The organism is Pseudomonas sp. D8002 (genome assembly GCF_013385695.1).
Taxonomy (GTDB): Bacteria; Pseudomonadota; Gammaproteobacteria; order Pseudomonadales; family Pseudomonadaceae; genus Aquipseudomonas.
In genome coordinates, this window is the sequence record NZ_JACAPM010000049.1 from 120937 (window position 1) to 134102 (window position 13166).

A 13166-nucleotide genomic window follows, 5' to 3' on the forward strand; every position below is an offset into this window, starting at 1 on the left:
GTTAGCTCTTCGGCTGTCACTCGACGGCGGACGCTTCAATCTTGTCCAGACGCGGCGCCTTGGTATTGCAACGGCGCTGGTCCTGACGCTGGGCTACTTCTTGCACCTCACGGCGAGTCACAAGATCAGCCAAGCTGATACCACTCAAAAACTCATGGATCTGCAGGCTCAGGTCACACCACAAGTGGTGCGTAAGGCAGGTGTCGCCTGCGTGGCAATCACCCAGGCCCTGGCATTTGGTGGCATCGACGGATTCGTTCACCGCGTCGATCACCTGGGCGACCTGGATGCCCTGCATGTCGCGGGACAATTGATAGCCGCCGCCTGGACCACGAACGCTGGAAACCAGATTGCTGCGGCGCAACTTGGCGAACAACTGCTCGAGGTAGGACAGGGAAATGCCTTGGCGCTCGGAGATATCGGCCAGGGACACCGGCCCATTTTGCGCGTGCAAGGCCAGGTCAAGCATGGCGGTCACCGCGTATCGGCCTTTTGTAGTCAGTCTCATGGACAAGTACCAAGGTGTTTCAGAATGGGAGCAAGTATGCGATTCCCGAGTATTTAAGTCAACTATAAGACCTAGTACTTTAGTCAGGAATACCCGTAAAAAGGGCGCGCGAATCATAGCAGGGCGGGACGGGATGGACCAGCGGGAACAGGGCCAAGCCCCCAACCTCAAGACCAATGGAGATCAAATGTGGGAGCTGGCTTGCCTGCGATAGCGGTTTGCCAGCCAGCCTTTCCGGCACTGACTCGCCGCCATCGCAGGCAAGCCAGCTCCCACTGGGATCGCGACCGGCTCAAGAGTCAGCCAGCTTTGGTAGCGCTTTCGTCCTTGATCTCGGCGAAGTCTTCCTTGCGCAGCTCAGGCAGATCCTTGGCGCAGTAGCTGCTGCCCAGGTCTTTCAGGGCACCGCACATACCGTCCAGCTTGCCGTCTACCGCCTGCAGGTGATCCAGCAACTGGCCGATGGCACGCGCTACCGGGTCAGGCATGTCTTCGCTGACGCCATAGGCATCGAAGCCGATCTTCTCGGCCATGGCCTTGCGCTTGGCCTCCTGCTCATCACCCACTTCCGGCTTGACGATGATCCGCCCCGGAATACCGACAACCGTTGCGCCAGGCGGTACAGCCTTGGTCACCACAGCATTGGAGCCGACCTTGGCGCCCGCACCCACGGTAAACGGACCGAGCACCTTCGCGCCCGCCCCTACTACAACGCCATCTTCCAGCGTAGGGTGGCGCTTGCCTTTGTTCCAGGTTGTGCCACCCAGGGTCACGCCCTGGTACAGGGTCACGTCATCACCAATCTCGGCGGTCTCGCCAATAACGATGCCCATGCCGTGGTCGATAAAGAAACGACGGCCGACCTTGGCGCCCGGATGAATCTCAATCCCGGTCAACCAACGGCCGAAGTTCGACACCAGCCGCGCCAGCCATTTCCAGCCCATGCCCCACAAGGCGCCGGACAGGCGATGGATCCAGATCGCGTGCATGCCCGGGTAGCAGGTCAGCACTTCAAAGGCATTGCGCGCCGCCGGGTCACGGTGGAAAACACTCTGGATATCTTCTCGCAAACGCTCGAACATTTTTAATCCTTCCGCTTAAGAAGCTCGCCACGGGCCGCTTTCTGGGTTTCCGTGAGGATGCCACGCAATATATTCATTTCCGCCCGGCTGACCGAGCTGCGTCCGTACAACCGACGCAGGCGCGCCATCAAGTGCCGCGGTTTTTCCGGATCGAGGAATTCGATGGCCACCAGGGTTTGCTCCAGGTGCTCATAGAACCGCTCCAGCTCGTCCATGGTGGCCAGTTCGCCACTCTTGGTCGATGCAACCTCGTCCTTCTCTACCTTGCTTGGCTGGCCTTCAGCGGCCAGCCAGGCCATGCGCACTTCATAGCTCAACACCTGCACCGCTGCCCCGAGGTTCAGCGAACTGAACTCGGGGTCTGATGGGATGTGCACGTGATAATGACATCGCTGCAGCTCTTCATTGGTCAGGCCGGAGTCTTCACGGCCGAATACCAAGGCGATTTCAGCGCCGCCGGCGGCCTCTTCCACGACTTTGGTCCCGCATTCGCGAGGATCCAGCAGCGGCCAGGGGATGCGACGGTCGCGAGCACTGGTGCCGAGCACCAGGTTGCAGCCGACCAGGGCGTCTTCCAGGGTGGCAACGACCTGGGCTTTTTCGAGGATGTCATTGGCGCCGGACGCGCGCGCATCGGCCTCGTGGTGCGGGAACACCCGCGGCTCCACCAGCACCAGGCGCGTCAGCCCCATGTTCTTCATGGCTCGCGCCACGCCGCCGATATTGCCGGGATGACTGGTATTGACGAGGACGACACGGATGTTTTGCAGCAAGGGAGGCGCTCTCGGACACGGGAAAGGGGAGCAAATCTTACAGAACAGCCTAAGGTTATGCCATGAAAGGTAACGTCGTCCTTCACCTGAAGAAAGTTTCTGCTAGAATGCTCGGCTTTCTTTAACAACCTTAGGTGACACATCCATGCAGCCCATGCTGAATATCGCGCTGCGCGCCGCCCGCAGCGCCAGTGAATTGATCTTCCGCTCCATCGAGCGCCTGGATACCATCAAGGTCGACGAAAAAGACGCCAAGGATTACGTATCCGAGGTGGATCGCGCTGCCGAGCAGAAAATCATCGACGCGCTGCGCAAGGCCTACCCTACCCACGGCATCCTCGGTGAAGAAACCGGTTTGCACAAAGGTAGCGGCGAAGGCGAAGACTACCTGTGGATCATCGACCCACTGGATGGCACCACCAACTTCCTGCGCGGTATCCCGCACTTTGCCGTGAGCATTGCCTGCAAATACCGTGGCCGCCTGGAACACGCCGTTGTGCTGGACCCGGTTCGCCAGGAAGAATTCACCGCCAGCCGTGGCCGTGGCGCCCAGTTGAACGGTCGCCGCCTGCGCGTCAGCGGTCGCACCAGCCTCGACGGCGCCCTGCTGGGTACCGGCTTCCCGTTCCGTGACGACCAGATGGACAACCTGGAAAACTACCTGGGCATGTTCCGCGCCCTGGTTGGCCAGACCGCCGGCATCCGTCGCGCCGGCGCAGCCAGCCTGGACCTGGCGTATGTCGCTGCCGGCCGTTTTGATGCGTTCTGGGAGTCGGGCCTGTCCGAGTGGGACATGGCTGCAGGCGCACTGCTGATTCAAGAAGCGGGCGGCCTGGTGAGCGACTTCACCGGTGGTCACGACTTCCTGGAGAAGGGTCACGTGGTTGCCGGCAACACCAAATGCTTCAAGGCAGTCCTGACGGCGATCCAGCCGCATCTGCCGGCTTCGCTGAAGCGCTAAGCGAGCGAGCACAAAAAAGCACCCCTCGGGGTGCTTTTTTATACCTGGGATTACTGCTGCGGCTGGTTCTGACCGATAACCAGGCGCCCTTCCTTGTCGACGGGGATCTGGTTGCCTGGATCACGATCCATGCGCACGGAGCCTTCCTTGCCGTCCAGGGTGTAACGTACGTCGTACCCGACAACCTTGTCGCTGATGTCATTAACGGTATTACAACGAGTTTGCGTGGTGGTGTAGGTATCGCGGTTCTGCATGCCTTCCTGAACCTTGTTACCAGCGTAACCACCACCGACCGCACCGGCCACGGTGGCCAGCTTCTTGCCATTACCGCCGCCGACCTGATTACCCAACAGGCCGCCCGCCAGCGCACCGACCACCGTACCGACGATCTGATGCTGATCCTGCACAGGTTTCTGCCGGGTTACGGCAACATCCTTGCAGACTTCACGCGGGGTTTTAATCTGGGTTTTCACCGGCTGCACCGCCAGCACTTGCGCATACTCAGGGCCGCTTTTTACCAGGCTGTAGGTGGCAACAGCACCCCCGGCAGTCACACCGACAGCACCCAATACCGCACCAACCAGTAACGACTTGTTCACGTGAACCTCCTGACCATCACAAACGGACCGAACGATCCGCGCTATACCCAGCCTTGGAGCAAAAAAAAAGGCGCGAGTTCAATACTCGCGCCTTATTTGTAACAGCAGATCAACAATCACCCATCAAGGGCGGTCGTCGACCTCCTTGCCGGTGCTGGCAGGAGGGATCAGGTCTTCGCTGTTGAGGTTCAGCCAGATCAGTACCACGTTGGCGATGTAGATCGACGAGTAGGTACCCGCCAGCACGCCAATGAACAGCGACAGCGAGAAGCCCCACAGGTTGTCGCCACCGAACACCATCAGCGCGGCAATCGCCAGCAAGGTGGAGATCGACGTCGCCATGGTGCGCAGCAGGGTCTGGGTGGTGGAGATATTGATGTTCTCGATCAACGTCGCCTTGCGCAGCACCCGGAAGTTCTCACGCACCCGGTCGAATACCACGATGGTGTCGTTGAGGGAGTAGCCAATGATTGCCAGCACCGCCGCCAATACCGTCAGGTCGAAGGTGATCTGGAAGTAGGCCAGGATACCCACGGTCACGATCACGTCGTGGATCAGCGACACAATGGCGCCGACACCGAACTTCCACTGAAAGCGGAAAGCCAGGTAGATCATGATGCCGACCAGCGCCATCAGCATGCCGAGGCCGCCCTGGTCGCGCAGCTCTTCACCTACCTGCGGGCCCACGAACTCGACGCGCTTGACCGACGCCGGGTTGTCGCCGCCGACCTTCTGCAAGGCCTCGGCTACCTGGTGACCCAGTTGCGGGTCTTCGCCCGGCATACGCACCAGCAGGTCAGTGGTTGCACCAAAGCTCTGGACGATGGCTTCGTGATAGCCGGCCTTGACCAGCTCGTTGCGCACCAGGCTAACGTCGGCCGGCTTCTCGTAGGTCAGCTCGATGAGCGTACCACCGGTGAAGTCCAGACCGTAGTTCAGGCCCTTATGGAACCAGCTGAACAACGCCAGAACGGTAAGGAGCATGGTGAAGCCGAACGCAACGTTGCGAACGCCCATGAAGTTGATTGTACGTAACATGGCAGCCCCTTAAATCCACAACTTCTTGAAGTCACGTCCGCCAAAGATCAGGTTGACCATTGCGCGGGTCACCATGATGGCCGTGAACATCGAGGTAAAGATACCGAGGGACATGGTCACCGCAAAACCTTTGACCGGGCCGGTGCCCATGGCAAAGAGAATCCCGCCGACCAACAGGGTGGTCAGGTTGGAGTCGAGAATTGCAGTAAATGCCCGGCCGAAGCCTTCGTTGATTGCCCGTTGCACGGTCATGCCCGCAGCAATCTCTTCACGAATCCGCGAGAAGATCAGTACGTTGGCGTCAACCGCCATACCCATGGTGAGTACGATACCGGCGATACCTGGCAGGGTCAGCGTTGCACCCAGCAGCGACATCAGGGCCAGCAGCATCACCATGTTGCCCGCCAGCGCGACGGTGGCGATGACGCCGAAGAAGCGATAGATGGCGATGATGAACAGGGAGACGAACAGCATGCCCCACAGTGCAGCGTCGATACCCTTGGTGATGTTGTCAGCACCCAGGCTCGGGCCGATGGTACGTTCTTCAGCGAAGTACATCGGGGCGGCCAGACCACCGGCACGCAGCAGCAGCGCCAGTTCGGACGACTCACCCTGGCCGTTCAGGCCGGTGATGCGGAATTGAGCACCCAGCGGCGACTGAATGGTCGCCAGGCTGATGATCTTCTTCTCTTCTTTAAAGGTCTGTACAGGTACGTCTTTCTCGACGCCGTCGACCACTTGCTTGGTGTAGGTGGTGACAGGACGTTGCTCGATGAAGATCACCGCCATGCTGCGACCGACGTTGCTGCGGGTTGCGCGGCTCATCAGTTCGCCGCCGTGGCCATCCAGGCGGATGTTCACTTCAGGCGTACCGTGCTCGCCGAAACCAGCCTTGGCGTCGGTCACCTGGTCACCCGTAATGATCAAGCCACGCTCGATCAGTGCAGGTGGACGATTGCCTTCACGGAACTCGAACTCTTCTGCAGTAGCACGGGTAGCACCCGGCTCAGCCGCCAGGCGGAATTCCAGGTTGGCTGTTTTACCCAGGATACGCTTGGCTTCAGCGGTGTCCTGCACGCCCGGCAGTTCAACCACGATGCGGTTGGCACCCTGGCGCTGAACGATCGGCTCGGCCACACCCAGCTCGTTGACGCGGTTACGTACCGTGGTCAAGTTCTGCTTGATCGAGTATTCACGGATTTCCGCCAGCTTGGCCGGGGTCATCGCCAGACGCAGTACCGCCTGACCATTGAGGTCGGCCGGAACAATGTCGAAATCGTTGAAGTTCTTGCGGATCAGCGCACGGGCCTGTTCGCGGGTTGCTTCGTCAGCAAAGCCCAGCTGGATGGCACCGTTGAGCTGCGGCAGGCTGCGATAACGCAGGCGCTCTTTACGCAGCAGGCTCTTCACATCGCCTTCGTAGACTTTCAGGCGAGCGTCGAGGGCCTTATCCATGTCCACTTCCAGCAGGAAGTGCACACCACCGGACAAGTCCAGACCCAGCTTCATCGGGTGTGCGCCGATCGCGCGCAGCCATTTTGGCGTGGTCTGTGCCAGGTTCAGTGCGACGACGTAGTCATCACCCATGACCTTGCGCACAACGTCTTTTGCCGGCAATTGGTCTTCTTGCTTGGTCAGGCGCAACAAGCCGCCCTTCGCATCAGCAGCCAAACTTGCCGCTTTAACCTGGATACCCGCGTCGGTGAGCGCTTTGCTCGCACGGTCCAGATCAGCCTGATTGACCTGCAGCGCAGTGCTGGCGCCAGTGATCTGGATAGCCGGGTCATCAGGATAGAGATTGGGAGCGGAATAAATAAAACCGATCGCCAGCACCGCCAGGATCAGTACGTATTTCCACAGAGGGTATTTGTTCAGCATCACGCCGCCCGCTTATAACGCGGGGCGCCTTGCGCGCCCCGTCGATTGGTAAAGGTTGTTACTTAGATCGCTTTGAGCGTGCCTTTTGGCAGCGTGGCAGCGATGGCGCCCTTCTGGAACTTCATTTCTACGGTGTCGGAGACTTCCAGAACCACGAAAGCGTCGGACACTTTAGTGATCTTGCCGGCGATGCCGCCAGTGGTCACGACTTCGTCGCCTTTCTGCAAGCTGCCCAGCAGGTTCTTCTGCTCTTTGGCGCGCTTGGCCTGTGGACGCCAGATCATCAGGTAGAAGATGACCAGGAAGCCGACCAGGAAAATCCACTCAAAACCACCGCCCATAGGACCGGCAGCGGCCGGTGCAGCGGCATCAGCCATGGCATTAGAGATAAAAAAGCTCATTTAGCACTCCAGTTGCAAATAGTGAATCTTAGGGTCGGAAAACTCAGTCCAAGGGCGGCACAGGCAGCCCGCGCTTGGCATAGAAGGCATCGACGAAGGCGGCCAATGTACCCTGTTGAATAGCCTCGCGCAAACCAGCCATCAGGACTTGGTAGTGACGCAAATTGTGGATGGTATTCAACATGCTACCCAGCATTTCCCCACACTTGTCCAGATGGTGCAGATAAGCGCGCGAGAAGTTCTGGCAGGTGTAGCAGTCACAGGTAGGATCCAGCGGCGATTCATCATGGCGATGGAACGCGTTACGGATCTTCAGCACGCCTGTATCGATGAACAGATGCCCATTGCGGGCATTACGGGTTGGCATCACGCAATCGAACATGTCCACACCGCGGCGCACACCCTCTACGAGATCCTCCGGTTTGCCAACGCCCATAAGGTAACGAGGTTTGTCAGCCGGCATCAGGCCCGGCAGGTAATCCAGCACCTTGATCATCTCGTGCTTGGGCTCGCCCACCGACAGGCCGCCGATGGCCAGGCCGTCGAAGCCGATCTTGTCCAGGCCTTCCAGCGAGCGCTTGCGCAAGCTTTCATGCATGCCGCCCTGCACGATACCGAACAGGGCAGCGGTGTTATCGCCATGGGCGTTTTTCGAGCGCTGGGCCCAACGCAACGACAGCTCCATGGAAATCCGCGCGACGTCTTCATCGGCCGGGTACGGCGTGCACTCGTCGAAAATCATCACGATGTCGGAGCCCAGGTCACGTTGCACCTGCATCGACTCTTCCGGGCCCATGAACACTTTGGCGCCGTCCACCGGGGAGGCGAAGGTCACGCCCTCCTCCTTGATCTTGCGCATGGCGCCCAGGCTGAACACCTGGAAACCACCGGAGTCAGTGAGGATCGGGCCTTGCCACTTCATGAAGTCATGCAGGTCGCCATGCTTCTTGATCACTTCGGTGCCCGGACGCAGCCACAGGTGGAAGGTGTTGCCGAGGATGATCTCGGCGCCCGTGGCGACGATGTCACGCGGCAGCATGCCTTTTACCGTGCCGTAGGTACCGACCGGCATAAAAGCCGGGGTCTCGACGGTACCGCGAGGGAAAGTCAAACGGCCGCGGCGAGCTTTACCATCCGTGGCCAGCAATTCAAACGACATACGACTCATGATTGTTCCTCTGGGCCGCGCGGCGCCGGATTACGGGTGATAAACATCGCATCACCGTAGCTGAAAAAACGGTATCCGTTATCGATGGCGGCTTGATAAGCGGCCATGGTCTCGGGATAACCGGCAAATGCCGACACCAGCATCAACAGCGTGGATTCCGGCAAATGGAAATTGGTCACCAGGGCATCGACCACATGAAACGGCCGGCCCGGGTAAATAAAGATGTCTGTGTCGCCACTGAACGGCTTGAGCACGCCATCGCGCGCCGCGCTTTCCAGCGAGCGCACGCTGGTCGTACCGACCGCCACCACCCGCCCGCCGCGCGCCTTGCACGCGTCAACCGCATCCACGACGTCCTGGCTGACTTCCAGCCACTCGCTGTGCATATGGTGGTCTTCGATGTTATCCACACGCACCGGCTGAAACGTGCCGGCCCCCACGTGCAGGGTCACATAGGCCGTTTCAACGCCTTTGGCGGCAATCGCATCCAGCAGCGGCTGGTCGAAATGCAGCCCCGCCGTCGGTGCAGCCACCGCGCCCAGGCGCTGGGAATACACCGTCTGATAACGCTCGCGGTCCGAGTCTTCATCCGGGCGGTCTATATAAGGAGGCAACGGCATATGGCCGACGCGTTCCAGCAGCGGCAACACTTCCTCGGCAAACCCAAGCTCGAACAACGCATCATGACGGGCCAGCATTTCTGCTTCGCCACCGCCATCGATAAGGATCTTCGAACCCGGTTTCGGCGACTTGCTGGAGCGCACATGGGCCAGCACGCGATGGCTGTCCAGCACCCGCTCCACCAGAATTTCCAGCTTGCCGCCGGATGCTTTCTGGCCAAAAAGGCGAGCCGGAATCACCCGGGTATTGTTGAAAACCATCAAGTCGCCCGGGCGCAAATGCTCAAGCAAATCAGTGAATTGACGGTGTGCGAGGGCACCGCTGACCCCGTCCAGGGTCAGCAGTCGACTGGCGCGACGCTCGGCCAAAGGATGGCGAGCGATCAGCGAATCAGGGAGCTCAAAAGTAAAGTCAGCAACGCGCATGATGGGGTTCGTCTAGCAGGGCCGGGAAGTCTAGCGGAAATAGTGAAAATTGACCATGAAACGTGATTGACCAACGGTAATCTCATCTCTATACTTCGCCGCCATTGAGCCCTGATGGCGGAATTGGTAGACGCGGCGGATTCAAAATCCGTTTTCGAAAGGAGTGGGAGTTCGAGTCTCCCTCGGGGCACCATCTTAAAAAAAGACCTTGAAATTCAAGGTCTTTTTTTTCGCCTGCAGGAAAGTGATGATGGGCGGGCGAACGCGAGAAAAGAGGAACCTTGGCCATGGAACAGACGCTGGAAGCTGTAGCGCTTTTTGCGCTCAAGCTGGTGCATGAGACCGAAGGCGCGAGCCCGATTCTGCGGGACGACCTGGTCATGGACGGCTATGAGCGGGAGGTGTTTGGCTTGCTGGTGCGCAAGGGCGATATCAATGCCATCCAGCATAAGATCGACGAGTGCCTGGCATTGGCCCTCGAATCCCTGGGCGGTGCACACACCGTGATGGGCCGCGAGCTGCAACGGCTTGCGGTGGATGCGCGCCAAGCGACGACACTCGAAGAACTCAATGCCCCGCTCAACGCACTCAAGGATTACCTGAAGGCGATCCTTTAACGCCTGCCTTCGACCGCCATGCGTACAGCCAGGCCCATCAGCACCGAGCCCATCAACCAGCGCTGTACGGTTTGCCAGACCGGTTTGCGGATGAAGAACCCCGCGATCGAGCCCGCCATCAGAGCGATCAGCCCGTTGACGCTCACGCTGATCATGATCTGCGTAAAGCCCAGTACCAGCGATTGCGACAGCACACTGGCGTGCCCGTTGGGGTCGATAAACTGGGGCAGCAACGACAGATACATCACTGCCACTTTGGGATTCAGCAGGTTGGTGACAAAGCCCATCATGAACAGCTTGCGCGGGCTGTCCTTGGGCAAGTCCCGCACCTGGAACGGCGACCGGCCACCCGGCTTCACCGCCTGCCAGGCCAGGTAAACCAGATACAGCGCCCCGCCGAGCCGCAGCGCGTCGTAGGCATAGGGAACCGCCATCACCAAAGCGGTGATACCCAATGCCGCGCAGAACATATAGACGACAAAACCCATCGCAACGCCGCCCAGGGAAATCAGCCCGGCCACTCGCCCCTGGCAGATCGACCGCGAAATGAGGTAAATCATGTTCGGGCCGGGCGTCAGTACCATGCCGAGCGAGATCAGGCCGTAGGCAAGCACGCTGGAGAGTTCGGGCATGGTGTGGCTCCTTGACGACGTAAAACCTTGTAATGGCCGGCGGGTTGTTGGCGCCATGGTAGGTCGATAAAAGGAACGCCGTTAGATACAGATCCGCGAGCAAAACGTCATACACCGGTACCGGCATCTGCTGCACCACTCACCCAAGGAAAGGCACATGATCGACTTCAACAACAAAGGCTTCTTCAAGCTCAAGCAGAACAACGAATACGCCGAGCGCGTTTCGTCATTGCTGCTGGATGATGAGCAGGTCATCGATTCCTATAAGGCCATGCGCGATGGGGTGGTGTTCACCACCAAGCGCATCATCGCCGTGAACGTGCAGGGAATTACCGGCAGCAAAAAAGACTTCACGTCCCTGCCGTACAAAAACATCGTCGCGTATTCGGTGGAAACCTCCGGGACGTTCGATCTGGATTCGGAGCTGGAGATTTACTTTTCGGCGGTGGGGAAAGTGAAGTTTGAGTTCACGGGGAAGACGTCGATTGTTGAGATATCGAGGGTGATTTCCCGGCATGTGCTTTGAACCGTTACGAAAACTCCGCTTTTAAGGATTTCCCACTATGGGCCCAAAAACCGCAGAGCTAATCGATGTGCTTGAGGAACTTGCCATCCTGCTGGAAAGCGATGGGGACAATCACTGGAGCCGATGGATGCGTAAGGCCAAAACCTTATTGCAAGCATCCGATTACTCCGGAATCACCTATTTGCGCTCTGCATACGGCGGAATGGGCTCGTTCAATGACCTCGTTCTTGGACAAAGCAGCGAAGGCGGCGTTTTTTTCTGGAAGCCTGGATACAAGGAGTTGAACGACCGGTTGGACGGGTTACGTAATAAAGCCGCGCAGTTGGGCGCGCAGATACAGCGCTCTCAGGCAGAGTAAGCGTGCTTGAATCAATGTAGCGATTGCTAAAGTGACTTTCCCACACCTCCCATCGAACAACGAGAATTTCAGGTTCTTCTCCGCTCTCATAGGCTCGCTTCCTTGCACAGGGAAGTGAGCAGCCATGACAGAGCGCGCGTATCCAATTACCGAAGAAGAGCAGCTGAAGCGGCGAATCCTGACGCCGCAGCCTAAGCAGATTCCGTATTCACCGTTCATTGATTTGTATGAAGCCCCTCCCGCGCCCACGCCTGAACCCGCGAGAATTCCAGGCCATGTATTCGCCAAGTCGTGCCAGTTGCCCGACGGGATCATCAGCTACAACAACCCCACCGGTTATGTGCCGCTTGAGCTGATCAAGGATTACGGCCACTTCACGCTGTTAGGCGGACGGGAAGTGGACAGCCAAGGCGGAGTTTCCCTCAGGAAAATCAGCGGTAGTGCCCTACCCGTTGGGCTTGGCCAGCTTGTGCTGCGCACATCCGCGTTGGAGTCCGCGGCTGCGGCGATCGGTGCCGCCGCTGGGGGTTTGCTTGCAGGGCTGGTGGCGCTGGCCTGGCCGTCGGAGCTTGGCGACAGTGCGCTCTATGGAGCAGCTTCGTCACCTGCAAAAAGCCCGTTCGCGGATGCGGTTGCATATCGAGCAACGCGCCGATGGGACGCTGAAGGGATATGGGTTTTACACCGGTAAAAATACCGACTGGCAGATGATCGATGTGGTGCAGTTTCAGAGTCGTGACAGTCAGTTCGTGGCGGATCTTGGCGAGGGTGTGGAGCTGATTTGGACGCCGGCCATTGATCCTGGCGACACCCTTGGCATACCGGCATTGGAGGCTGCACCACAAGCGCCGGTGATGTGGATTTATCCGCCGACGGAGGCGGCCAAACAGATGCTGGTGAACCCGATTTATCCGCCGGAGTATCGGGATTTTATTCTGGTTTTTTCGGTGGAGTCGGGGGTTCGGCCGCTGTATGTGGTGGTTAACGAACCACGAAAGGGGCTTAAAAACCCGGACCATGATTATTTCCCGGCCCCCAACGCTGCAGACATAACAGGCTTTCCAGGTCTGATAGACCAAAGACCCGTGACACCTAGAAAAGGCGGTACCGGCTTACGCGAACGCTGGATAGATGCCAAAGGGAGGAAAATATTTGAGTGGAATTCCAAGAAAGGCGAATTAGAAGTCTATCGAAACAGTGACCTTGCCCACCTAGGCGCATTCGATCCCTACACCGGTGAGCGCCGAGGTCGAGCAAAACCCGAACGCCGCATATACAGATAAAGTGGAAAACACATCATGGTTATGAAAGTCAGGTTGCGTTGGTACGACAAGCAAAGCAATTACGTGAAGGCAGATGAATACTCGGCAGATATTGATGACGCGGAGAGCTTTTTTGAAACACTAGGGTTGAGTCAAGAAACGGCGATATATGCGGACGTGTTCAACGTTCGCCCAAGCTGGATAGCGACTATCCAACCGCATTTCCAGCACGTAATTGAACCCGTGAACTTCGATTACCAAATCTCTTTCAGCTACCAAGGCACATGGCCGCCCCAATCCTCCAAGAAACCATAAAG

The 13166-nt window shown here is 58.4% G+C and carries 15 protein-coding genes, 1 tRNA gene and 1 pseudogene; 7 read left to right on the top strand and 10 right to left on the bottom strand.

Features of this window, described 5'->3' with window-relative positions:
* Positions 1–16: 16 nt before the first annotated feature.
* The 3 genes from iscR to trmJ form a co-directional block, all read right to left on the bottom strand.
* The gene (iscR, locus tag HX807_RS26545) at positions 17–508 is read right to left on the bottom strand and encodes a Fe-S cluster assembly transcriptional regulator IscR (RefSeq protein WP_003210305.1); all 492 of its coding nucleotides are present in this window, start codon (positions 506–508) and stop codon (positions 17–19) included.
* A 299-nt stretch (positions 509–807) separates the two neighbouring features.
* The gene (cysE, locus tag HX807_RS26550; RefSeq protein ID WP_003210306.1) at positions 808–1590 is read right to left on the bottom strand and encodes a serine O-acetyltransferase; all 783 of its coding nucleotides are present in this window, start codon (positions 1588–1590) and stop codon (positions 808–810) included.
* Between the two features lie 2 nt (positions 1591–1592).
* Complete coding sequence (trmJ, locus tag HX807_RS26555; protein ID WP_003210307.1) at positions 1593–2363, bottom strand: tRNA (cytosine(32)/uridine(32)-2'-O)-methyltransferase TrmJ; 771 nt, start codon at positions 2361–2363, stop codon at positions 1593–1595.
* 145 nt (positions 2364–2508) lie between these two features.
* Between trmJ and suhB the strand changes: the two genes are divergently transcribed.
* Positions 2509–3324 carry an inositol-phosphate phosphatase gene (gene suhB, locus HX807_RS26560; RefSeq protein WP_003175971.1) on the top strand — a complete coding sequence of 272 codons (816 nt, stop codon included), beginning with the start codon at positions 2509–2511 and terminating at the stop codon, positions 3322–3324.
* A gap of 50 nt (positions 3325–3374) precedes the next feature.
* On the opposite strand, the gene HX807_RS26565 is transcribed toward suhB, so the two are convergent.
* The 6 genes from HX807_RS26565 to queA form a co-directional block, all read right to left on the bottom strand.
* On the bottom strand, positions 3375–3923 hold the full coding sequence (locus HX807_RS26565; RefSeq protein ID WP_003210309.1) for a glycine zipper 2TM domain-containing protein: 549 nt from the start codon (positions 3921–3923) through the stop codon (positions 3375–3377).
* A 123-nt stretch (positions 3924–4046) separates the two neighbouring features.
* Positions 4047–4961 (bottom strand): protein translocase subunit SecF, encoded by a 915-nt coding sequence (gene secF / locus HX807_RS26570; RefSeq protein ID WP_003210311.1) that lies wholly within the window; start codon positions 4959–4961, stop codon positions 4047–4049.
* 9 nt (positions 4962–4970) lie between these two features.
* Complete coding sequence (secD, locus tag HX807_RS26575) at positions 4971–6839, bottom strand: protein translocase subunit SecD (RefSeq protein ID WP_003210312.1); 1869 nt, start codon at positions 6837–6839, stop codon at positions 4971–4973.
* A 62-nt stretch (positions 6840–6901) separates the two neighbouring features.
* Positions 6902–7240, bottom strand: coding sequence for a preprotein translocase subunit YajC (gene yajC / locus HX807_RS26580; RefSeq protein WP_003175975.1), 339 nt, complete (start codon positions 7238–7240; stop codon positions 6902–6904).
* Between the two features lie 43 nt (positions 7241–7283).
* Positions 7284–8399: a tRNA guanosine(34) transglycosylase Tgt gene (gene tgt / locus HX807_RS26585; RefSeq protein ID WP_003210314.1), complete on the bottom strand. Its 1116-nt coding sequence runs from the start codon at positions 8397–8399 to the stop codon at positions 7284–7286.
* Between the two features lie 5 nt (positions 8400–8404).
* The gene (gene queA, locus HX807_RS26590; RefSeq protein WP_003210316.1) at positions 8405–9454 is read right to left on the bottom strand and encodes a tRNA preQ1(34) S-adenosylmethionine ribosyltransferase-isomerase QueA; all 1050 of its coding nucleotides are present in this window, start codon (positions 9452–9454) and stop codon (positions 8405–8407) included.
* Between the two features lie 108 nt (positions 9455–9562).
* Between queA and HX807_RS26595 the strand changes: the two genes are divergently transcribed.
* Positions 9563–9647 (top strand) — tRNA-Leu (locus tag HX807_RS26595).
* 94 nt (positions 9648–9741) lie between these two features.
* Positions 9742–10071, top strand: a complete 330-nt coding sequence (locus HX807_RS26600; protein ID WP_003210318.1) for a hypothetical protein — start codon at positions 9742–9744, stop codon at positions 10069–10071.
* Here the strand turns inward: HX807_RS26600 and HX807_RS26605 are convergent.
* Complete coding sequence (locus HX807_RS26605; protein WP_134325800.1) at positions 10068–10703, bottom strand: LysE family translocator; 636 nt, start codon at positions 10701–10703, stop codon at positions 10068–10070. The two genes, HX807_RS26600 and HX807_RS26605, sit on opposite strands and share 4 nt — an antisense overlap.
* Positions 10704–10860: 157 nt before the next feature.
* Between HX807_RS26605 and HX807_RS26610 the strand changes: the two genes are divergently transcribed.
* From HX807_RS26610 to HX807_RS26625, 4 genes and pseudogenes are all read left to right on the top strand, one after another.
* Positions 10861–11229: a PH domain-containing protein gene (locus HX807_RS26610; protein ID WP_003210321.1), complete on the top strand. Its 369-nt coding sequence runs from the start codon at positions 10861–10863 to the stop codon at positions 11227–11229.
* A gap of 37 nt (positions 11230–11266) precedes the next feature.
* Entirely contained in the window at positions 11267–11587 is a 321-nt protein-coding gene (locus HX807_RS26615; protein ID WP_008438441.1) for a hypothetical protein, read from the top strand.
* Positions 11588–11711: 124 nt separating this feature from the next.
* A pseudogene (locus HX807_RS26620) lies at positions 11712–12870 on the top strand (S-type pyocin domain-containing protein).
* Positions 12871–12885: 15 nt separating this feature from the next.
* A complete protein-coding gene (locus tag HX807_RS26625) occupies positions 12886–13164 on the top strand; it encodes a colicin E3-like toxin immunity protein (RefSeq protein WP_008438442.1) in 279 nt (92 codons plus the stop codon).
* Positions 13165–13166: the final 2 nt, after the last annotated feature.

What these genes read in the sequence shown, in the direction of transcription:
- HX807_RS26610 (WP_003210321.1), top strand. Translation starts at nt 10,861, where the DNA reads ATGATCGACTTCAACAACAAAGGCTTCTTCAAGCTCAAGCAGAACAAC.
- iscR (WP_003210305.1), bottom strand. Translation starts at nt 508, where the DNA reads ATGAGACTGACTACAAAAGGCCGATACGCGGTGACCGCCATGCTTGAC.
- HX807_RS26600 (WP_003210318.1), top strand. Translation starts at nt 9,742, where the DNA reads ATGGAACAGACGCTGGAAGCTGTAGCGCTTTTTGCGCTCAAGCTGGTG.
- HX807_RS26605 (WP_134325800.1), bottom strand. Translation starts at nt 10,703, where the DNA reads ATGCCCGAACTCTCCAGCGTGCTTGCCTACGGCCTGATCTCGCTCGGC.
- suhB (WP_003175971.1), top strand. Translation starts at nt 2,509, where the DNA reads ATGCAGCCCATGCTGAATATCGCGCTGCGCGCCGCCCGCAGCGCCAGT.
- tgt (WP_003210314.1), bottom strand. Translation starts at nt 8,399, where the DNA reads ATGTCGTTTGAATTGCTGGCCACGGATGGTAAAGCTCGCCGCGGCCGT.
- HX807_RS26625 (WP_008438442.1), top strand. Translation starts at nt 12,886, where the DNA reads ATGGTTATGAAAGTCAGGTTGCGTTGGTACGACAAGCAAAGCAATTAC.
- queA (WP_003210316.1), bottom strand. Translation starts at nt 9,454, where the DNA reads ATGCGCGTTGCTGACTTTACTTTTGAGCTCCCTGATTCGCTGATCGCT.
- secD (WP_003210312.1), bottom strand. Translation starts at nt 6,839, where the DNA reads ATGCTGAACAAATACCCTCTGTGGAAATACGTACTGATCCTGGCGGTG.
- secF (WP_003210311.1), bottom strand. Translation starts at nt 4,961, where the DNA reads ATGTTACGTACAATCAACTTCATGGGCGTTCGCAACGTTGCGTTCGGC.
- cysE (WP_003210306.1), bottom strand. Translation starts at nt 1,590, where the DNA reads ATGTTCGAGCGTTTGCGAGAAGATATCCAGAGTGTTTTCCACCGTGAC.
- HX807_RS26615 (WP_008438441.1), top strand. Translation starts at nt 11,267, where the DNA reads ATGGGCCCAAAAACCGCAGAGCTAATCGATGTGCTTGAGGAACTTGCC.
- yajC (WP_003175975.1), bottom strand. Translation starts at nt 7,240, where the DNA reads ATGAGCTTTTTTATCTCTAATGCCATGGCTGATGCCGCTGCACCGGCC.